The sequence below is a fragment of the uncultured Sneathiella sp. genome, assembly GCF_963973085.1.
In the GTDB taxonomy this organism is placed as follows: domain Bacteria; phylum Pseudomonadota; class Alphaproteobacteria; order Sneathiellales; family Sneathiellaceae; genus Sneathiella.
The window spans coordinates 229258-247695 of the sequence record NZ_CAXAXA010000005.1 but is presented as its reverse complement, the minus strand read 5'-3'; the positions used below and the strand labels follow the sequence as shown (position 1 = coordinate 247695).

21 protein-coding genes are annotated in these 18438 nt (G+C 54.3%); 11 read left to right on the top strand and 10 right to left on the bottom strand.

Going from position 1 to position 18438, the window contains the following annotated elements; genetic code table 11:
* Positions 1-125: 125 nt before the first annotated feature.
* The 4 genes from AACZ19_RS14190 to ectA form a co-directional block, all read right to left on the bottom strand.
* Positions 126-1622, bottom strand: coding sequence for an aspartate kinase (locus AACZ19_RS14190; protein ID WP_339635083.1), 1497 nt, complete (start codon positions 1620-1622; stop codon positions 126-128).
* Between the two features lie 21 nt (positions 1623-1643).
* On the bottom strand, positions 1644-2048 hold the full coding sequence (locus AACZ19_RS14185) for an ectoine synthase (RefSeq protein ID WP_339635082.1): 405 nt from the start codon (positions 2046-2048) through the stop codon (positions 1644-1646).
* 38 nt (positions 2049-2086) lie between these two features.
* On the bottom strand, positions 2087-3418 hold the full coding sequence (gene ectB / locus AACZ19_RS14180; protein WP_339635080.1) for a diaminobutyrate--2-oxoglutarate transaminase: 1332 nt from the start codon (positions 3416-3418) through the stop codon (positions 2087-2089).
* Positions 3419-3484: 66 nt separating this feature from the next.
* Positions 3485-4027 carry a diaminobutyrate acetyltransferase gene (gene ectA / locus AACZ19_RS14175; RefSeq protein WP_339635078.1) on the bottom strand — a complete coding sequence of 181 codons (543 nt, stop codon included), beginning with the start codon at positions 4025-4027 and terminating at the stop codon, positions 3485-3487.
* A 290-nt stretch (positions 4028-4317) separates the two neighbouring features.
* On the opposite strand from ectA, the gene AACZ19_RS14170 reads away from it, so the two are divergent.
* Complete coding sequence (locus tag AACZ19_RS14170; protein ID WP_339635076.1) at positions 4318-4806, top strand: MarR family transcriptional regulator; 489 nt, start codon at positions 4318-4320, stop codon at positions 4804-4806.
* Positions 4807-4839: 33 nt separating this feature from the next.
* Here AACZ19_RS14170 and AACZ19_RS14165 read toward each other — a convergent pair whose 3' ends face one another.
* Positions 4840-6069 carry a TIGR03862 family flavoprotein gene (locus AACZ19_RS14165; protein ID WP_339635074.1) on the bottom strand — a complete coding sequence of 410 codons (1230 nt, stop codon included), beginning with the start codon at positions 6067-6069 and terminating at the stop codon, positions 4840-4842.
* Between the two features lie 141 nt (positions 6070-6210).
* Positions 6211-6990 carry a DUF4394 domain-containing protein gene (locus tag AACZ19_RS14160; RefSeq protein WP_339635072.1) on the bottom strand — a complete coding sequence of 260 codons (780 nt, stop codon included), beginning with the start codon at positions 6988-6990 and terminating at the stop codon, positions 6211-6213.
* A gap of 193 nt (positions 6991-7183) precedes the next feature.
* Here AACZ19_RS14160 and AACZ19_RS14155 point away from each other — a divergent pair, with 193 nt between their 5' ends.
* The 10 genes from AACZ19_RS14155 to phnN all read left to right on the top strand — a co-directional run bounded on the left by AACZ19_RS14155 (position 7184) and on the right by phnN (position 14841).
* On the top strand, positions 7184-7747 hold the full coding sequence (locus tag AACZ19_RS14155; RefSeq protein WP_339635070.1) for a sigma-70 family RNA polymerase sigma factor: 564 nt from the start codon (positions 7184-7186) through the stop codon (positions 7745-7747).
* Positions 7744-8463, top strand: coding sequence for an anti-sigma factor (locus tag AACZ19_RS14150; protein WP_339635068.1), 720 nt, complete (start codon positions 7744-7746; stop codon positions 8461-8463). Before AACZ19_RS14155 ends, AACZ19_RS14150 begins: the two co-directional genes overlap by 4 nt.
* Positions 8464-8571: 108 nt before the next feature.
* Positions 8572-9042 (top strand): phosphonate C-P lyase system protein PhnG, encoded by a 471-nt coding sequence (gene phnG / locus AACZ19_RS14145; protein WP_339635066.1) that lies wholly within the window; start codon positions 8572-8574, stop codon positions 9040-9042.
* Positions 9039-9641, top strand: a complete 603-nt coding sequence (gene phnH, locus AACZ19_RS14140) for a phosphonate C-P lyase system protein PhnH (protein ID WP_339635064.1) — start codon at positions 9039-9041, stop codon at positions 9639-9641. Before phnG ends, phnH begins: the two co-directional genes overlap by 4 nt.
* A gap of 2 nt (positions 9642-9643) precedes the next feature.
* Positions 9644-10750 (top strand): carbon-phosphorus lyase complex subunit PhnI, encoded by a 1107-nt coding sequence (locus tag AACZ19_RS14135; protein WP_339635062.1) that lies wholly within the window; start codon positions 9644-9646, stop codon positions 10748-10750.
* A gap of 4 nt (positions 10751-10754) precedes the next feature.
* Entirely contained in the window at positions 10755-11654 is a 900-nt protein-coding gene (locus AACZ19_RS14130) for an alpha-D-ribose 1-methylphosphonate 5-phosphate C-P-lyase PhnJ (RefSeq protein WP_339635060.1), read from the top strand.
* 5 nt (positions 11655-11659) lie between these two features.
* Complete coding sequence (phnK, locus tag AACZ19_RS14125) at positions 11660-12430, top strand: phosphonate C-P lyase system protein PhnK (protein ID WP_339635058.1); 771 nt, start codon at positions 11660-11662, stop codon at positions 12428-12430.
* A 12-nt stretch (positions 12431-12442) separates the two neighbouring features.
* Entirely contained in the window at positions 12443-13144 is a 702-nt protein-coding gene (gene phnL / locus AACZ19_RS14120) for a phosphonate C-P lyase system protein PhnL (RefSeq protein WP_339635056.1), read from the top strand.
* Positions 13137-14279, top strand: a complete 1143-nt coding sequence (locus AACZ19_RS14115) for an alpha-D-ribose 1-methylphosphonate 5-triphosphate diphosphatase (protein ID WP_339635054.1) — start codon at positions 13137-13139, stop codon at positions 14277-14279. The genes phnL and AACZ19_RS14115 overlap by 8 nt, the downstream gene beginning before the upstream one ends.
* The gene (gene phnN / locus AACZ19_RS14110; RefSeq protein WP_339635052.1) at positions 14260-14841 is read left to right on the top strand and encodes a phosphonate metabolism protein/1,5-bisphosphokinase (PRPP-forming) PhnN; all 582 of its coding nucleotides are present in this window, start codon (positions 14260-14262) and stop codon (positions 14839-14841) included. Before AACZ19_RS14115 ends, phnN begins: the two co-directional genes overlap by 20 nt.
* On the opposite strand, the gene AACZ19_RS14105 is transcribed toward phnN, so the two are convergent.
* The 4 genes from AACZ19_RS14105 to phnC all read right to left on the bottom strand — a co-directional run bounded on the left by AACZ19_RS14105 (position 14809) and on the right by phnC (position 18386).
* The gene (locus tag AACZ19_RS14105) at positions 14809-15528 is read right to left on the bottom strand and encodes a DUF1045 domain-containing protein (protein WP_339635050.1); all 720 of its coding nucleotides are present in this window, start codon (positions 15526-15528) and stop codon (positions 14809-14811) included. The genes phnN and AACZ19_RS14105 overlap by 33 nt on opposite strands.
* 13 nt (positions 15529-15541) lie before the next feature.
* The gene (gene phnE, locus AACZ19_RS14100) at positions 15542-16348 is read right to left on the bottom strand and encodes a phosphonate ABC transporter, permease protein PhnE (protein ID WP_339635048.1); all 807 of its coding nucleotides are present in this window, start codon (positions 16346-16348) and stop codon (positions 15542-15544) included.
* 94 nt (positions 16349-16442) lie between these two features.
* Positions 16443-17453, bottom strand: a complete 1011-nt coding sequence (phnD, locus tag AACZ19_RS14095; RefSeq protein WP_339635046.1) for a phosphonate ABC transporter substrate-binding protein — start codon at positions 17451-17453, stop codon at positions 16443-16445.
* A 66-nt stretch (positions 17454-17519) separates the two neighbouring features.
* Positions 17520-18386 carry a phosphonate ABC transporter ATP-binding protein gene (gene phnC / locus AACZ19_RS14090; RefSeq protein ID WP_339635044.1) on the bottom strand — a complete coding sequence of 289 codons (867 nt, stop codon included), beginning with the start codon at positions 18384-18386 and terminating at the stop codon, positions 17520-17522.
* Between the last annotated feature and the right edge of the window lie 52 nt (positions 18387-18438).

The following is an 18438-nucleotide window of genomic DNA, read 5'->3' as shown; positions in this document are numbered from 1 at the left end:
CGGTCACGAAACCGTTCAGTATGGAAGGGTGCGGATATGGCTGGCGGACTGAGTGCGAAACCGCATGTGCCTTCATCGTCCAAAGGATTGGAACGATGAAGGATCACATTAAGGGCATTGGGCTATCAGGCGGCAGATCTCTTGGCGTCGATCAGATCGTAGCCCGCCTTTTCGATAAGCGCCTTGTGTAGAATTTCAACAGCCTCGTTATAGCTCCCATCGGGGAAGGCGAACTGGATATCGACGCCGCGCCCTGAAACATGGGTGGCGAGAAGTTCGAGATCGGAACTCTCAATGGCCGAAATTGCGCTGCCGAGCAGGTTCTTTGCCCGAAGATTTGCCCCGATTGCCGAGACAATATCGACTTTGCGGGTCTGAATGTCCGCGCCGGGTTGATGCTTCTGGATATTCTCAATCACACGGCGTATCTGCTTCAAAGGTGCGGAGACATAGAAGGACATCGTATTTGCATTCATGCTCCAGCTGACGAGCGGTACCTTGAAGCGACGGAAAGCCGTCAGGGCTATCTCGCCGGAGCCCGGGATGCCAACCATATCCTGGTCAAACACCTCGACTTCAAAGGCATTTTCAAGGCCGGTCACAATCTCGATGCGGGCCTCGTCAGGTTTCCAGCTCTCGTCAATAACCGTGCCGGGATGATCCGGCTCAAATGTATTGACAATGCGAAGGGGAATGCCCTGTTGTCGCAAACCTTTCGCGGCCCGGGGATGGATTGCCTCCATACCCATGTTGGACAGCTGATCGGCGACATCATAGTTTGTCCGGCCAATGGGTTGCACCTTGTCGGCACCGACGATCCGGGGGTCGGCGCTCGAAAGGTGGAACTCCTTATGAATGACAGCCTCTTTGGCGCCGGTAACACAGGCAATCGCGGAAAACGTCACTTCTGAATATCCACGTCCGTAAATTCCCATCAGGCCGTCGGCGGCCTGGGTGTAGCCGGTGACAATCGGCAACACCTTCTTTACGTCGATGTCGGCGAAGGCATTGCGGATGCGGTCTTCAAGGCTCATGCTTTCGCTTTCGCGCCAGCCCGAAAGATCGACAAACTCCGCGTTTACGCCACGGCGGCGCAGCAACAGCATTGTGTTATGGGCGCTGTGGGCCTCACCAATGCCGCTTATCATTTCCCGCACCGTCATCAGATGCTCTTTAAGCTTGAAATGACCGTATCCGCAGATACGCTGCAAATCGATCAGGCAGCTTCGAACGCCCTCGACCCGTTCCTGTACGAAGCGGTCGGCGAGTTTGCGGTCAGCTTCGTCATCAAAGGCGTTGGCATTGAGTTCCAGCATATGGCTTTGCACCCTGGATAAGGCATCGCCCCATGCCCAGTCATTTTCCGACCCGGCATAGAGTGCAAAAACACCCGGTTCGCCCGTTTTTTTGTTTTCCAGCAGTAGATCCGTGACGCCGCCATAGGCAGAAACAACGAAAATCCGGTTATAGAGCGCTTCCGCTTTCCTGTCGCCGATCAGGATGTTATCGAACACCACCTCGATATTCGACATCGAGGTGCCGCCAATCTTGTGGACGGTATGAGTCTTCCGTTCCTCGGCTATTTTTGCGCTTTTGGAGGCTGGACTTTGATTACTGATCATTGGTTTCCCGTTTCCGCGCACTCAAGCGTCTTGAAGCGCTTCTTCGTTCAATTGGTAGGCGCCGTCCGCATCATGGACCTCGCGACCGTTAAGGGAAGGATTAAAAGCACAGGCGAGCTGCATATCCTCGGTTCCACCCCGCAGGATATGCTGGTCATTCTTGTTCAGGATATAGACAGTGCCGGGCTCGATCTTGTAGACCTTGCCGTCGCTGACAGTTTCTACTTCACCATTGCCGGAGATGCAGTACACCGTCTCGAAATGGTTCTTGTACCAGATCGGCGTTTCCGACCCGGCATAGATCGTCGTGATATGGAACGAGAATCCCATGCCGTCGTCGGCGAGCGAAAGGCGCACGCTTTTCCATGTGTCAGTTTTTATTGTGCGGTTCGAGTTCTCACACTCTTTAAGGGTGCGAACGATCATAGTAGTCTCCTGAAAATTTATTAGTCATTTTGTCTCAGTTACTCAGCGGCGATCAGATCTGAATTTCCTGCATTAATAGCTGCGGCAAACGCCTGCTTGAGGATTTCCAGTCCGCGGGTCAGTTCCTCATCCGTTATGGTGAGGGAGGCGAGGCATTTTACAACTTCGCCATGCGCGCCGGAGGTTTCGATGACCAGTCCGCGCTTGAAGGACTCCTCTACGATACGTCCCGCGAGATCACCAGATTCAACAACAATGCCGCGCATCATCCCGCGCCCGCGGAGTTCAACAACTTGCTCGGCGTAGTTTTTCTGGATTGCTTCAAAGCCATTGCGTAACTTTTCGCCTTTATCCTTCACACTGTTTGCAAAGCTATCATCCTTCCAGAATTTTTCGATAGCGACAGTGGCTGTAACGAACGCATGATTATTGCCGCGAAACGTGCCGTTATGTTCGCCGGGCTCCCAGATATCAAGTTCACGGTTAATAAGCGTAACGGCAAAGGGCAAGCCATAGCCGGAGAGCGACTTCGAAAGCGTTACCATGTCCGGTTTGATGCCCGCCGGTTCGAAACTGAAAAAGGTGCCTGTCCGCCCGCAGCCGGCCTGAATATCGTCGACGATCAGCAGGACATCATGCTTGCGACATACTTTTTCCAGATTCTGCAGCCATTCCATACGTGCGGCAGTCAGCCCACCTTCACCCTGGACGCATTCGACAATGACAGCCGCAGGGAGGTCGATACCGCTGGACGGATCGCCCAGTACACGGTCGAGATATTCCGTACTATCTGTTTCCTTACCGAGATAGCCGTCATACGGCATGGCTGTACTTCCCGGCATATCCACGCCTGCAGCGCCGCGATGATGTTCGTTTCCTGTGGTCGCAAGGGCGCCAAGTGTCACCCCGTGGAAACCGTTAGTAAAACTAATGATATTGCTGCGCCCCTTGGTCTTGCGGGCCAGCTTCAGCGCGGCTTCGACGGCATTTGCGCCGGTCGGGCCAGTAAACTGCAACACATAGTCCATGTCGCGCGGCTTAAGGATATGTTCTTCAAATGCTGTCAGGAACGCAGCCTTGGCCCGTGTATGCATATCAAGGCCATGGGTAATACCGCACGAGCCAAGGTATTCCATCAGGGCATCGCGCATGCCCGGATCATTATGTCCATAGTTCAGGCTGCCGGCCCCGGCGAGGAAGTCGATATACTCTTTTCCATCCTCATCCGTAAGGGTAGCGCCTTGTGCCTTGTCGAACACAACTGGGAAGGATCTTGCGTAGCTCTGAACTTGCGATTCACGTCTTTCAAAAATAGAGATAGCGACCTCACTTTTTTGCTGGGTTAAAGAAATAGCCGTTTCATAAGCCATGTAGCTGCGATCCGGGTACCGGATGCATCCGCTCAGTTTGACTAAATAATAGGATGTTTCCGGTTTTTATGCCGCGCTGGAGAGTGCCGACATTATATCCGCCCGCTTGAACGGTCCGATATTCCAAAGCATTTCCGTATTTTGTTGACCATCGAAATGCTCTTCCTCGTCGAACAGGACATCTCTGTCTACGTCAGCGCCCATTTCCCGGGCGATCGATTTAAAGACACCGTGGGACGCCTTGTTATCGGGCGTAATCGTCGTCTTGATATATTTTACCTTTTTTGCCGAGGAGCGATGCAGGATATCGAAGATCATGCGTTTGCCGAGAGACAACCCCCGTGCGTCAGGTGAGACAGCGACCTGCCAGACAAACAGACTTTCTTCATCTTCGGGGATCATGTAGCCAGACACAAAACCGACGACCTCCCCATCAATTTCCGCCAGGGAACAGGTCTCGCTAAAGTGTGAGCACTGCAGCAAATTACAATAGACAGAATTTTCGTCGAGAGGCTTGCACTTCTCCACCAGGTCATTGATGGCAACGCCGTCTTCGGGGGACGGGCGCCTGAGAATAATTTCTGGGTCACGGTCTTTCGTTGAACTCATCGTACTTAACTTCCCTCATATTATTATATCAATTTACAATATAATTTTCTTGCGTATGACATAACCAGCCATCGCTCTCATGTCAACCAAGTCACCAAAAATTAATAATTTATTTTATTATCGTGTGTTTAAAGCTACTATATGGGCCGGTTTCTCCGGTAATGGGTAATATAAATACATTGATATTTGATTGAAATTTCGCTACTGCAGAATTTATGGAAGATGATTCATCAATTTTGAGCTATGTATCGTTCCCGGACAGTGCCCGCAACCCGCACAGGATAACGCATATGGATCAGCTGAACGAAGCGCTTGTCTCTATTCGCAAGATTTTGCGAGCGACAGAACTGCATGGAAAAGCCCTCAGGGTTGCAACAGGATTGAAGACGTCTCAATTGATTGTCTTGCAGGCCCTTGAAGAATCACCCGAACTGACAGTTGGCGAAATTACGGAGCGCGTGCACATGGCCCAGGCCACGGTGACCATGATCGTAAGTCGTCTCGATGCGATGGGGTATGTACAGCGGACGCGAGGCACCAGCGACAAGCGGAAAGTCTTCGTCAGCCTGTCTAATGCCGGAACTGAGGCTCTGGCCCAGGCGCCGGAAGCCCTGCATCAGCGGTTTGCTGAGCAGTTCGAACCTTTGGCCGTTTGGGAGAAGACAATGTTGATCGCCTCCCTGCAACGGGTCGCCGCGATGCTGGATGCCTCAGACATAGATGCTGCACCGCTGTTGCAGTTGGGAGATGCTCACGTGCATGACACAGGCGTCAAGTAGGAGAGCAATTTCTCTATTGTCGGTGATAGTTGCTTAGATGGCACCAAGATAGTCGACAATTCCATCCGCAGCGACAGCCCCGGTGGCGAAGCATCCCTGTAAAAGGTAGCCTCCCGTCGGTGCTTCCCAGTTCAGCATTTCACCCGCAACAAATTGCCCGCTCGTGCCTTTAATCATCAGCTTGTCAGTGAGGCTTTCAAACTTCACGCCGCCTGCGGATGAGATGGCGCGAGCGATCCCCTGCATGCCGACGAGGGGAACGGGGAGGGCCTTTATTCCTTTTGCGAGTTTGTCGGGGTCCGTGAAGTCGGATTTGGGCATGAATTCATGGAGCAGGGCAATATGCAGCGGCGAAAGCCTGAGTTTCTTTCGAAGGAAATTCGAGAGGGACATTTTGCCCTGGGGAACGGAAATCTGCCGGGCAACTTTCTCTTCCGATATAGCGGGTTTCACATCCAGTTCCAGCGTGACAGAATTGCTTGTTTCTAAAGCTTCACGCAAGGGCTTGCTAAGGGCATAGATGGCGCTGCCTTCAAGGCCTGCTCTGGTAATGACAAGATCGCCGGGAACAGTTCGCCCTTGAAAGGAAAGCCGGATGTTCTTGAGCGGGGCTCCCTCGAACTTACCTAGGAAGAAATCACTCCAATCAACATTAAAGGCACAATTACTGGGTTGTAGCGGAGAAATTTCGACGCCCTTCTCCCGCATCGGGCCGATCCATGCCCCGTCGGAACCAAGATGTCCGTAACTGCCGCCTCCCATGGCGTAGAGAACGGCATCGGCGTCAAACTCAAGGGTTTTTCCCTCTGCGGTCCGGAAAATGAGGATCTTGTTTTCTTTGGTCTCGATCCAGGAATGCTTAAGGTGAAACTGCACCTTCTGCTGATCAAGATGTGTTAGCCAGGCCCGCAAAAGGGGTGTCGCTTTCAGGCTCGTTGGAAAGATGCGGCCGCTGGTCCCCGTGAAGGTTTCAATGCCGTGCGCCTTGGCCCAGCTGATCATGTCCCCAGGTGAAAAGCGTTTGAGATACGCAGAAAACCGGCCCGAATTCTCCTCATATTTTTGAGTGAACTGCGCGATGTTCTCGGAATGCGTCAGGTTTAGCCCGCCACGTCCCGCAATCAGGAACTTACGGGCGACCGATGGTTTGTGGTCGAAAAGATGTATTTCGAGGGAAGAATGTTGGCTCAGGACCTGCGCGGCCATCAGTCCCGCCGGGCCCGCGCCGACAATCGCCACAATTTTTCCGGAACCCGTCGTCATAAATGCCCTGCCTGCTTGATATATGGAGGTCCGGTTATAGTGAAAAGGGATGGGCAGTCAAAGCGGAATACGGTCCAGAGGCATCCGGACATTAAAAAAGGCGCGACCCGAAGGCCGCGCCTGGACGAAAGTAGCGGATGATTACATCTTAGGGAGAATCGTAATATCGCGGATTTCGCTGGAGGCTCCTTCAATCATGCCTTTGCTGTCCGCTTTGCCGGTTTCCAGATCAACACTGTAAAGGGTGTTCTGGTTCACGAGCCAGGCTGTATTTTTCATGTCCGATGTTGTCTGGACATCAAATGCGTAAGCGCCGGAACCGTCAAAGCCGAACTTACCGATTGCAGCAAGCGTGCCGTCATTGGGGGATGTCTGGCGGATCAGGGCGCCGATTTTGGAGTCAACGTCATACATGGCTGTTTTCTCCGGCTTGCCATAGCTATTGATATAGGCGGCAGCGGCGATTTCCGGCATTTCGTCCTTGTGCATGTCACCCTCCTGATAGGCAAGGCTGCCATCGACAGTGACGGCACCTGTATCGACATTAACGCGGTGGTTCGTCGTGCCGGACATGTAGCGGAGCTTGTCTGCGGCCGGATTGAAGTCCACAATGACGGGGCCGCCATTCATGGGAAGGGCCTTGTCCATTTTAGAAAGCTCAGTTGCGGCGCCGGACATTGTGTCGATTGTGACAACGGTGTTGTCCGGGGTCACTCCGATCAGCATGCCGTTGGACGGACGAAGATCAATGCCGACAAGGCTGTCAACGCCTGTGACATCCATGGTGCCGGAGACAGTAAGCGTGTCCGTATCGAACATAACCAGTGTTTTATCGCCAACCAGGCCGATTGCGGGGGCGGCCGCAACCGCAGAAATTGAGAATGCAAGAGCTGCGGAAGTTGCAAGTGTCAAACGTAACATGTGAGAACCTTTCTGTAGTTCAGTTGTTGATCACGGAAGAGCGACGCTTTTCGACGGCTCTAACCTGAAGACACGGCAGCGACGGTTTTGGATGCAAAAAAATAAATTTTTTATTTTTTCTTGAATTTACTGGGGCATTTTGGTGCATATTAAAGGCTGAGATGTAGAGAGTTTTCCAATTTAGGATATTGATGTGACCGAAGCCGCCAGTTCTGAAATTTGCTCTGTTGAAGAGGCTGTTGGCATTTGCGCGGCGGGTGACAACCGGGGCATCGATATGATCCTGAGCGAAGAAGGCGGCAGATTACTTGGGGTCGCCATGCGTATGTTGACGCGCCGCGATCTCGCGGAAGAGGCTGTGCAGGATACAATGGTGCAAGTCTGGCGCAAGGCCTCTCAATACCGGGCGGAGACCGGTTCGGCAAAGGGATGGCTCTATACGATATTGCGTAATCGGTGCCGCAACATTCTGCGCGACGAGACACGTTTGACGGCCTTGCCCCCGGATGAGTTGACGATGATGCAGGACGCCCGCCAGGAGAGTGTCACGCTGGAAGGCTGGGAGATATTACCGGGAACGACAAGATTAAAAGACTGTCTTGCGTCCCTCGATGCCTCCGGACGGGAAGCGATTCTGTTGGCGCATGTCGCCGGTTTCTCCCACGGCGAAATTTCCGCGCGACTTAAAGTTCCGGTGGGGACGGTAAAGTCCTGGGTCCGGCGAAGTCTGGTGTCTTTGAGGGGGTGCCTGTCATGATCAATGACAAAGACGAAATTGCCCGTCTTGCCGACGAATATGTCCTTGGCCTGCTTGAACCGATGGAGGCCGAGGCCGTTGAGGTGGAAATGGAAACGAATCCTGACCTCGCAAAAGCGGTCGGAGAATCACAGGACTGGTTTTTGCCGCTGGATCTCAGCGCAACCAGCGAGACGTTGAGGGAAGGTTTCGCGGACGAAGTGAAGCAGGCGCTCGGGCCGGAGCAGGAAGCCGCGTCCGCAACATCAAAGGTGGTGCCGATGACCGCCAGTAAGAAGAAATCGCCTTGGTTGTCGAAACAGGGCCTCTGGCCCGCGATTGCCGCGACCATTATCGGAATTATTATCGGCAGCTATCTTCCGTTAAACCGGCCAGAGCCGGTCATCGTTGCCGTATTGGTGGACGCCAACGGTGTCGCGCAGGCAATTGTCGAGGATTACGGAAACTCCGAAGCGCAGATCAGGTTCGTCTCGGATGTCGAAGTGCCGACTGGTAAAACCATGCAGCTCTGGACGCTGCCGTCACCGGAAACCGGCCCGGTCTCGCTCGGTGTCTTGCCGGGCGTCCAGCCCGCCGTTGTGGACGGACCAAGCCTACCCGCGCCCAAACAGCAACAGCTGTATGAAGTGACCTTTGAACCGCTTGGCGGCTCTCCTACGGGCAAGCCGACAGGACCTATCCTTGGCAAAGGCCTCGGGGTGCTGCAAGGCAGCTGACGCTGTCATGTAAAGTTCACAAATCTGTTCCTGTTACGACACATAACTCTCTTACTATCCCCCTCACAATGGAAGAAATCGCCGGAGCGTCTCCGGTGAGGGGGATGTGTGTCCGAGGGAAATACCGAAAACAATCAGGAAGCGCGGCGTCACTGGATGGGTGTTCTCGCCCGGGCGAGCGTGGACGATCTTGAAGATCACTGGGTAAGAGAAGGAGAGGGCGTTGACTACTCTTTCTTGCGCCCGCCTGAAACCGGCCTTGTGATGACACAGGGCCGCGCCGGCGGGACCGGCCAGCGGTTCAATCTTGGCGAGATGACCGTGACCCGATGTGCCGTCCGGTTTTCGGAAGGGATTGTGGGGCATGCCTATGTCATGGGCCGGGACCGGCGTCATGCGGAGCTTGCCGCGGCGTTTGACGCCCTCATGCAAAGCTCTCCGGGTTGGGGTGAAATCCAGGCCCGCGTTATTCAGCCACTTGACGATAAGTTCAACGGGGCGCGGGAATTGCGGTCAAGAAAGGCCGCCGCGACGAAGGTGGATTTCTACACGATGGTGCGCGGTGAGGACTTGGCATGAGGACATCAGAGACAGCGCCCTTATCTGGCGGTTTCGAAAATAGCGTGCTGGATGCCACCGCCTGCTTTCGTGTCGTACTGGATGCCATGTCCCGACCGGCGAAAATTCATTCCTTGCCAGTTTCCATCAGTCCACCGTGTGGATTGAGCGTTGGAACGGTGGCTGTTTTGCTCACACTTGGCGATATGGATACGCCGGTCTGGCTTGCGCCGGAATGCGATACGGCGGAGGCGCGGGCTTATCTGCGCTTTCACGCGGGCTGCCCGATCCTTGATGATCCGGAACAAGCCGTCTTTGCCGTGATGTCGGTCGAGCGGGACCTCAGCATCACGGAAGAACTGTCGCTGGGATCAGCGGAATATCCGGATCGCTCGGCAACGGTCATTCTGGAAAGTGAAGGGCTGATTGAAGGCGAGGGACCATTATTCTCCGGACCGGGTTTCGATAAGCCGCGCCGCTTTTGCGTGGAAGAGCAGCCAGCGTCCCTTTGGTCGCGCGTCGCAATCAATCAGACACTCTTTCCGCGCGGGCTTGACTGGATATTCACCAGCGATAGCCAACTTGCGGCATTGCCGCGCAGCACGAAAGTAGAGGTTTAAGCATGTATGTGGCGGTCAAGGGTGGAGAGAAAGCCATCGAGAATGCGCATCGCTATCTGGCCGAGGAGCGGCGAGGTGATCCGGCTGTTGAAGAGCTCAGCCTGAAGCAGATCGCAGAGCAATTGAGCCACGCGGTTAGTCGGGTCATGGCGGAAGGATCCCTGTTTGATTCGGAGCTCGCCGCGCTGGCCATCAAGCAGGCGCGGGGGGACCTGATCGAGGCGATTTTCCTAATCCGCGCCTACCGGACCACATTGCCGAGATTTGGATACAGCGTGCCGATTGACACAGCCAAAATGGCGCTGGATCGCCGGGTGTCCGCGACGTTCAAGGATTTGCCGGGCGGACAGATACTGGGGCCGACATTTGATTATACTCATCGGCTTCTTGATTTCGCCCTGGCAGCGGAAGGACTGGAGACGGGAAGCGCCAAACAGGCGGAAGTACCGATTGAGGAAGACATTCCCCGCGTGCTTGAGCTTTTGAATAAAGAGGGATTGATCGAGACAGCCGCTCCTGATGACCACAGCGACAGCCAATCCGTCGGCGATTTGACACGGGAGCCGCTTGAATTTCCGGCAGGCCGGGACTTGCGACTACAGAATCTGGCGCGAGGCGATGAAGGCTTCATTCTCTCCCTCGGATATTCAACGCAGCGCGGTTACGCCCGCAATCATGCCTTTGTCGGCGAAATCCGTATTGGCCATGTCGCCGTTGAGTTCGTTCCCGAAGAACTCGGCTTTGCGATCGAGATCGGGGACATTCTGGTCAGCGAATGCGAGACCGTGAACCAGTTTCAGGGCTCCAAAAAAGTACCGGCGCAATTTACACGTGGCTACGGCCTCGCCTTTGGTCATTGTGAGCGCAAGGTAATTGCCATGGCGCTGGTGGACCGGGCCTTACGCGCAGAAGAACTTGGCGAGGAAAGGAACGCGCCTGTGCAGGATGAGGAGTTCGTCCTTTCCCATAGTGATAATATTCAGGCGACCGGCTTTGTCGAGCATATCAAACTGCCGCATTACGTTGATTTTCAGTCGGAACTGGAGCTGGTGCGGCGGCTGCGTTCAAACGCGCTGAGAGATCAGGAAACACTGGAGGCGGCGGAATAATATTATGAGCAAATTTGAGAATGCCGCCTATAACTTTGCCTATCTGGATGAGCAAACAAAAAGAATGATCCGCCGCGCCCTTTTGAAAGCGGTTGCCATTCCGGGGTATCAGGTGCCGTTCGCCAGCCGTGAAATGCCGATGCCCTACGGATGGGGGACCGGCGGAATACAGGTGACGGCGGCCGTGATCGGTCCGGAGGATGTCCTGAAGGTCATTGACCAGGGTTCCGATGATACGACGAATGCCGTCAGTATCCGCAATTTCTTCAAAAAGACGACCGATGTTGAAACGACTGAGGATACGGCAAAGGCCAGTCTGATCCAGACCCGTCATCGCATTCCCGAAACACCGCTGACCGATGGCCAGATACTGGTCTATCAGGTGCCGATACCGGAACCGCTCAGGTTTCTGGAACCCCGGGAAACCGAGACACGAAAAATGCATGCGCTGGAGGAATACGGGTTGATGCATGTGAAGCTGTACGAGGATATATCCCGCCACGGGGATATTGCGACAACCTACGCCTATCCGGTAAATGTTGCCGGGCGATATGTGATGGACCCGTCACCAACCCCGAAATTCGACAACCCGAAAATGAATAATATGCCCGCGCTGCAGCTGTTCGGGGCGGGACGGGAAAAGCGCATCTATGCGATACCGCCCTATACCGAGGTCGTCAGTCTCGATTTTGAGGATTATCCCTTCACCATCCAGAAATGGGAGGAACCTTGCGCCCTTTGCGGCGAGACGGAGAGCTTTCTGGATGAAGTGATATTGGATGATGCGGGCGGGCGGATGTTCGTTTGCTCTGACAGTCATTATTGCAAGTCGCGGCAGGAGCAGGGGTATAGCGGTTCGCAGTCTCCCGATACGGAGAGAGCACCGCGGGAGGTGACGGAGTAATGACGATGAATTCACTTTTGACGGTCGAAAACCTTACCGTAAAATATGGCGACCGTGTTGGCTGTCGGGATGTCAGCTTTGATCTGTTTCCCGGCGAAGTCTTGGGCGTAGTCGGAGAATCCGGGTCAGGAAAATCCACGTTACTGAATGCGGTTTCGGGGCAGTTAGAGCCGAGTGGTGGTCGGGTCTCATACAAGACACGGCTGAACGATCGAAGCGATATATACAAGATGACAGAGCCCGAACGGCGCTTTCTCATGCGAACGGACTGGGCCTTCGTCCATCAGAATCCACGCGATGGGCTTCGGATGTCGGTCAGTGCGGGCGCCAATATCGGAGAGCGTCTGATGGGCGTTGGGTGGCGGCATTATGGAGAAATTCGGGAGGCGGGTCTCAATTGGCTCGAAAAGGTGGAAATTGATGATGATCGTGTGGATGATCTCCCCTTGACTTTCTCCGGTGGCATGTTGCAGCGGCTGCAAATCGCCCGCAACCTTGTCTCCAAGCCGCGTCTTGTCTTCATGGATGAACCCACCGGCGGCCTTGATGTCTCGGTGCAGGCGCGCCTTCTGGACCTTTTGCGGGGTCTTGTCTCCGATCTTGGGCTGTCGGTCATGATCGTGACGCATGATCTCGCTGTCGCCCGGCTTTTGTCACACCGGTTGATGGTGATGCAGGGCGGTCGGGTTGTTGAGAGCGGCCTTACGGATCAGGTGCTGGATGATCCGCAGCACCCCTACAGCCAGCTACTCGTTTCCTCAATACTGCAGGTTTAGGAGCATAAACCCATGGAAATGCTGAGAGCGGAGAATGTCGGTAAAAGCTTTACCCTGCATGTCCAGGACAGCACCGTCATCCCGGTTTTCGAACATATCGATTTTGCCTTGAAAAAAGGCGACTGTGTTGCGCTCACGGGGGCGTCTGGCGCCGGCAAAAGCACCTTCATGCGGATGATCTACGCGAACTATATCTGTCAGGAAGGTATAATCCGAGTGCGTCATGGCGAGGACTGGGTTGATATGGTGAGTGCTGCGCCGCATACAATCCTGGATGTCCGCCGCCGAACCATGGGGTATGTCAGCCAGTTTCTGCGGGTCATTCCGCGTGTCGCAACCCTTGATATCGTTGCGGATCCGCTGAAAGCTATGGGGATCGGGGTTGAGGCAGCCCGCGACAGGGCGGCCGTCATGCTGACGCGCCTGAACATACCGGAAGCGCTCTGGTCCCTTTCGCCCCTCACATTTTCCGGCGGGGAGCAGCAGCGGGTCAATATCGCTCGCGGTTTTGTCGCCGATTATCCGATCATGCTACTCGATGAGCCGACAGCATCGCTGGACGCGGGTAACCGCGCCGTCGTTCTCGATCTTATATCGGAGGCGAAAAAGCGCGGCTCGGCTTTGATCGGCATTTTCCATGATGAGGATGTCCGGGATGCCGTTTGTACGTCCGAGTTTGAAATTACCAAGTTCAGGGCTGTAAATGATGGCTGAGCAGATTTTTACCAATGCCCGGCTCGTCCTTGCCGATGAGGTTGTTGAAGGTACCTTGGCGGTTCGGGACGGCGTTATCACCGCTATAGACAGGGACCATTCCCGGCATGGCTCGGCAATTGATCTTGAAGGTGATTATCTGATGCCGGGTTTCGTCGAACTCCATACGGACAATCTTGAAAAGCATATGACACCGCGACCCAAGGCGGAATGGCCGCCGGTTTCTGCCGTTATCGCGCATGACGGCCAGATGGCAATGAACGGGATTACAACTGTACTCGACGCCATGGGGCTGGGCGATGTTAATCAGGGCAGTGCCCGCATGGCGCGGCTCAACGACATGATCGACGGGATTGGAGAGGCGCAGGCCAAAAACCTCCTCAGGGCGGAGCATTTCCTGCATTTGCGGTGCGAGGTGAGTTATCCCGATCTGCCGGCCGTGCTTGATCGTCAAATCGGGAATCCGCATATCCGGATGCTGTCTGTCATGGATCATACACCGGGACAGCGCCAGTTTGTCAGTCTAGATGCCTATTACACCTATTATCAGGGGAAATATGGCCTTTCCGACGATGAAATGGAGGCTTTTATTGCTAGTCGCCAGCTTGATCATGCGCGTCACAGCCAGAAGCACAGGAAGCTTGTTGTCGAGCTTGCCCGGCTCCATGATATCGTTCTCGCCAGCCATGATGACGCGACGGTTGACCATGTGACGGAAGCGGTGGAAGATGGCATCCGGGTTGCCGAATTTCCGACAACCGTAGAAGCGGCAAAGGCATCTCATGATGCCGGACTGCAAGTCTTGATGGGAGGGCCGAATATCGTGCGGGGTAAATCACATTCAGGCAATGTGTCGGCCCGGGAATTGGCGCGGCTTGGCTATCTCGACGTAATATCGAGTGACTATGTGCCGCACAGCTTGTTGTTCAGTGCGCTCCAGCTCGTCGACGAGATTGAAGATATCACGCTGCCTCATGCCATTCGCCTTATCAGCAAGACACCGGCCGAGAGTATCGGCCTTACGGATCGTGGCGAGATTGCCGTGGGCAAGAGGGCTGATCTGGTGCATGTCCATCACACACCGCATCATCCCGTCATTCGGGGTGTCTGGGCAAATGGACGACGCATTGGCTGAGGTCGGGATACTCTTTCTGGTTGTCGGGCCAAGTGGGGCAGGCAAGGATACCTTGCTCGACCGGGCACGGGAAAAGCTGCACGGGGATGACCGCTATGTCTTTGCCCGCCGCGTTATAACCCGGCCAAGCGAGCCCGATTATGAAGATCATGAAAGCGTAAGCCCTGACGAATTTAACCGGCTGTTGGAGGACGGAGCGTTCTCTCTCTCCTGGGAGGCGCATGGCCTTAAATACGGTATCCCGATGACATATGAAGTGGAGCGGCAGAAGGGTCGGCATGTCATTGCCAATGTTTCCCGACAGATCGCTGTGGAGGCCCGGAAACTGTTTTCGCCCGCCCGCATCGTTGTTGTTACGGCGCCGAAAGAGCTGCTTGCGGCGCGTTTGTCCCTTCGAAGCCGGGAAAGCGCGGCGGAGATAAAAGCGCGCCTGAGCCGGCAGGCACCGGAAATTTCGGATATCGACGGGGCCGTCATAATCGAAAACAGCGGAACAGTTGCGGACGGAGTGACAGCGTTGCTGCGGGCGCTAAAGTTCCGTGATCTGGCCGCCACCCCCTAGCGGATAGCGTTTCAGCAGGCGAAACGGCTTACTATCTCCGGGATCACCAAAAAGGGAAATATCCCGAACAGTAACCGGCGTTACCAAAGCCGGGGCCATGTAGTCTGTCAGTTTTTTCTCTAATGTGGCGCGCTCAGAGGATCCGAGACGGCCTGTCAGGGTCATATGGAACCGGAATTCCTCCATGACATATGGATACCCCCATTGTGTGAGAAGGTTTTCTTGCCGCGGGGTGAGATTGTTTCTGCGGCGCGCAAGTTCCTCATCGCTCGCGGGCTGCCGGAAATCATCCAGTTCCTTCACGCAACGATCGGCTAACTCATTGAGAGCTTCAACCGGTGGCATGGGAACGATGGCCAGAAAATCACCAAGCGGACGGACGACCATATCGACGACATCGAAAGGCGCGATTTGCGCTGCCAATTTTTGAACTTCGAGGTCGAGTTCCCAAACGGTGCGGTTTTCGCGAAGGAAGAACGGAGGTTTCAATGTGCCGTGAAAGCCATAGCGGGACGGGGCTTTTGTGATATTCACGATATCCTGCGGCCTGATTCCGTCAATTTGCGGCCAGTCCAGCTCTTTGCCCGTTTCGGGGTCGGTACCAAGCCAATGATTGCCGAGTCTGGCAAGACGCGATCCACTCTCGGGCGCGAAATAGAGGGCGTACCGCTTAAAATCCTCGGACATTTTCAAAATCTGCTCAGGTGACGAGTTTGCGTAATCTCTGCGACAATAGATCAAGCAGGCTGACGGAGACAATAATTAGGATCATAACAGCGGCGGTTTCTGCGTAATAAAAACCGCGGATATACTCCCAAAGCAGCATGCCAATCCCGCCTGCACCCACAATACCAAGTACGGTTGCGGAACGGACATTGGATTCGAACCGATAGAGGGAGTAGGAAATCCAGAGCGGCAGCACCTGCGGAATGACACCGTAAATGATTTCATGAAGGGCATTTGCGCCGGTCGCCCTTATGCCTTCAATAGGGCGGGGGTCGATAGATTCGACCGCCTCGGAAAACAGTTTAGCCAGAACGCCGGTTGTATGTATCCAGAGCGCCAGAACGCCCGCGAAAGGTCCGAGACCGACGGCGACGACGAAGAGCATCGCGAATACCATCTCGTTAATCGCCCGAAACATATCCATAAGACGCCGCGTCGGCTGACATATCCACCAGGGGACAATATTCTCCGACGACATAATACCGAAGGGGATGGAAAAGAGAATGGCGAGCGCCGTTCCCCAAACAGCTATCTTAAAAGTAATAATAATTTCAGAGACATACATCTTCCACTCGGTGAAATCCGGCGGGAAAAAGCCCGACGCAAACTGTGCCATATTGCCGGCATCATTATACAGATCCATGGGACGCATATCCGCATCCTCCCACGACCAGGCAAGCAGCAGGAAAAATAAAGCCCATCCAATGAGGGAAACGACAGAGCGTTTAAGGTCACGAGGGGGCGTTTGCGGATCGGAGTGGCGGTGCGTCACGGTTGTCATGAGGTGGCCCTTGGCGGTTTATGCAGATAATTCTGCAGGTAGATACGAAAAGGGGCGTCGGCAGGAACCGACGCCCGAAATCCAGTCAACCGGGTTACTGATTGGCGACCATGATATCAAGATCGGCAAGTTGCTTGTCGATCATTGAGACCTTTTCTTCTTTTTCTTCTGCGGAAGCGCCTGCCGCATTCATGATCTTAATCTTGTCCTTGAACAGGGCGAGCTGACGGATCGGATAAAGCTGGGTGTTGTTGCTTTCCATGAAGAAGCCCTGTCCGTCGCTAATATTGGCAAGAACTTCCTTTGCAGCCTCAGTGTCACCGAAACGACCGTAGGAAAGAAAAAATCCCTTGATCTCCGACTTCAGTTCTTTCGAGAGATCTTTTCGATAAACCATTGGATCTGAAGGAATAAGCGGGGATGTCCAGATCACCTTGATTTTTGAGGCAGCATCCGGTGCCTTGAGCTGGGAACGGCCAATCTGCTCAGAGTTGTTGGCGGCAATATCGACCTGCTTGTTGGCGGTGGCCATCAGGTTGGTTTCATGGTTGGCGTTGCGGACGGTTTTGAAGCATTTCTTCGGATCAACGTTATTTTTGGCGAAAACATAATATGTCGGCACCAGGAAGCCGGACGTCGAGTTCGGATCGCCAATCCCGAAGTTCAAGGACTGGTCACATTTGAAAATATCTTCAAGGCTGTTGATCTTGTCATTATCGGCATGGGTGATGATATGGGAATAATATCCTTGCGTCCCATCTGCCTTGGATGTCTGGGCAAAGACTTCACCACCGGCGCGATCCACGGCTTCCATGCCGGATTTATTTCCGAACCAGGCGATCTGCACCTTGCCAAAGCGCATGGCCTCGATAACACCGGCATAATCGGGAGCAAAAAAGGCGTTTACTTTACGGCCAAGCGCTTTTTCCATATCCGCCATGAAGGGGAGCCACTGCTCTTTCAGGTTGGACGTCGATTCTGTGGAAATAATTCCGAAATTGATTTCCTCCGGATCGCCCTCCAATGGCTTGAAGTCGGCAAAGGCGGCTGTGGCTGTCAGGGTTGTCGCCGCAATTACGGCGGCAGATAGGAATTTGCGTATCATCTAGTCGTCTCCATGAGAAAAATGCCTGAAAGGTTGTTACTGACAGACGGTTATTGGGTGAGGCTGCTACCTCGCTGCGTAGGCCAGAACCAGATCACCGTCGGCTTTTGGCTGGGCGGGCTGGTCGGCACTCTTGCTCTCTGCCTTGCGGCGTTGTTCTTCGGGCGACAGAAGCTCAATACTTTCGGCGCCATATATTTCCTGCAGGAATTCGGGTGTGAGAAGGTGGCTCGGGCCGTCAAATACGACCTCGCCCTCCCGCATTGCAATGGTTCGGGGGCAATATTTGATGGCATAATCGACCTGATGCAGGGACACCAGGACGGTGACACCGTCTTCGCGGTTCACATGCGCCAGATTGTCCATGACCTTCCGCGATGACGCGGGATCGAGGGAAGCAATGGGCTCATCCGCGAGGATCAGTTTGGCGCCCTGCACGATTGTACGTGCGATAGCGGCCCGTTGTTGCTGTCCGCCGGAGAGATTGGAGGATCGTTGTGAGGCGTGACTGGCAATACCCACGCGCCCGAGTGCATTCATGGCTTTTTGCTTTTCTTCCATGGTGAAAATACCAAGGAGGGTCCGCCAGCTCGGTGCCACACCAAGGACACCCATCAGGACATTCGTCAGAACCGTCAACCGCCCGACAAGGTTAAATTGCTGAAAAACAACGCCGATTTCCCGGCGATGTTTGCGCACACCCTTAGCAAGCGTCCCGTCTTTCTGGATGGCCGTGCCAAATACGTTGATTTCACCGCGACCCTTGTCACTGACAACCAGTCCGGCAATATGTCGAATGAGGGTGGATTTTCCAGAGCCTGAGGCACCGATCAGCGCCACCATTTCCTTTTCGCCAAGTTCTACGGAGACATTTTTTAGTGCCTTGTTCGCACCGAATGTCTTGTCCAGGTTCCTGACGGAAATGGCCACCATGTTCATTCTCCCCTCTGTGATTCTTGCGTCGGGAAGAAAATTATGGCTCCTC

What these genes read in the sequence shown, in the direction of transcription:
- AACZ19_RS14190 (WP_339635083.1), bottom strand. Translation starts at nt 1,622, where the DNA reads ATGATCAGTAATCAAAGTCCAGCCTCCAAAAGCGCAAAAATAGCCGAG.
- AACZ19_RS14185 (WP_339635082.1), bottom strand. Translation starts at nt 2,048, where the DNA reads ATGATCGTTCGCACCCTTAAAGAGTGTGAGAACTCGAACCGCACAATA.
- ectB (WP_339635080.1), bottom strand. Translation starts at nt 3,418, where the DNA reads ATGGCTTATGAAACGGCTATTTCTTTAACCCAGCAAAAAAGTGAGGTC.
- ectA (WP_339635078.1), bottom strand. Translation starts at nt 4,027, where the DNA reads ATGAGTTCAACGAAAGACCGTGACCCAGAAATTATTCTCAGGCGCCCG.
- AACZ19_RS14170 (WP_339635076.1), top strand. Translation starts at nt 4,318, where the DNA reads ATGGATCAGCTGAACGAAGCGCTTGTCTCTATTCGCAAGATTTTGCGA.
- AACZ19_RS14165 (WP_339635074.1), bottom strand. Translation starts at nt 6,069, where the DNA reads ATGACGACGGGTTCCGGAAAAATTGTGGCGATTGTCGGCGCGGGCCCG.
- AACZ19_RS14160 (WP_339635072.1), bottom strand. Translation starts at nt 6,990, where the DNA reads ATGTTACGTTTGACACTTGCAACTTCCGCAGCTCTTGCATTCTCAATT.
- AACZ19_RS14150 (WP_339635068.1), top strand. Translation starts at nt 7,744, where the DNA reads ATGATCAATGACAAAGACGAAATTGCCCGTCTTGCCGACGAATATGTC.
- phnH (WP_339635064.1), top strand. Translation starts at nt 9,039, where the DNA reads ATGAGGACATCAGAGACAGCGCCCTTATCTGGCGGTTTCGAAAATAGC.
- AACZ19_RS14135 (WP_339635062.1), top strand. Translation starts at nt 9,644, where the DNA reads ATGTATGTGGCGGTCAAGGGTGGAGAGAAAGCCATCGAGAATGCGCAT.
- AACZ19_RS14130 (WP_339635060.1), top strand. Translation starts at nt 10,755, where the DNA reads ATGAGCAAATTTGAGAATGCCGCCTATAACTTTGCCTATCTGGATGAG.
- phnK (WP_339635058.1), top strand. Translation starts at nt 11,660, where the DNA reads ATGAATTCACTTTTGACGGTCGAAAACCTTACCGTAAAATATGGCGAC.
- phnL (WP_339635056.1), top strand. Translation starts at nt 12,443, where the DNA reads ATGGAAATGCTGAGAGCGGAGAATGTCGGTAAAAGCTTTACCCTGCAT.
- AACZ19_RS14115 (WP_339635054.1), top strand. Translation starts at nt 13,137, where the DNA reads ATGGCTGAGCAGATTTTTACCAATGCCCGGCTCGTCCTTGCCGATGAG.
- phnN (WP_339635052.1), top strand. Translation starts at nt 14,260, where the DNA reads ATGGACGACGCATTGGCTGAGGTCGGGATACTCTTTCTGGTTGTCGGG.
- AACZ19_RS14105 (WP_339635050.1), bottom strand. Translation starts at nt 15,528, where the DNA reads ATGTCCGAGGATTTTAAGCGGTACGCCCTCTATTTCGCGCCCGAGAGT.
- phnE (WP_339635048.1), bottom strand. Translation starts at nt 16,348, where the DNA reads ATGACAACCGTGACGCACCGCCACTCCGATCCGCAAACGCCCCCTCGT.
- phnD (WP_339635046.1), bottom strand. Translation starts at nt 17,453, where the DNA reads ATGATACGCAAATTCCTATCTGCCGCCGTAATTGCGGCGACAACCCTG.
- phnC (WP_339635044.1), bottom strand. Translation starts at nt 18,386, where the DNA reads ATGGTGGCCATTTCCGTCAGGAACCTGGACAAGACATTCGGTGCGAAC.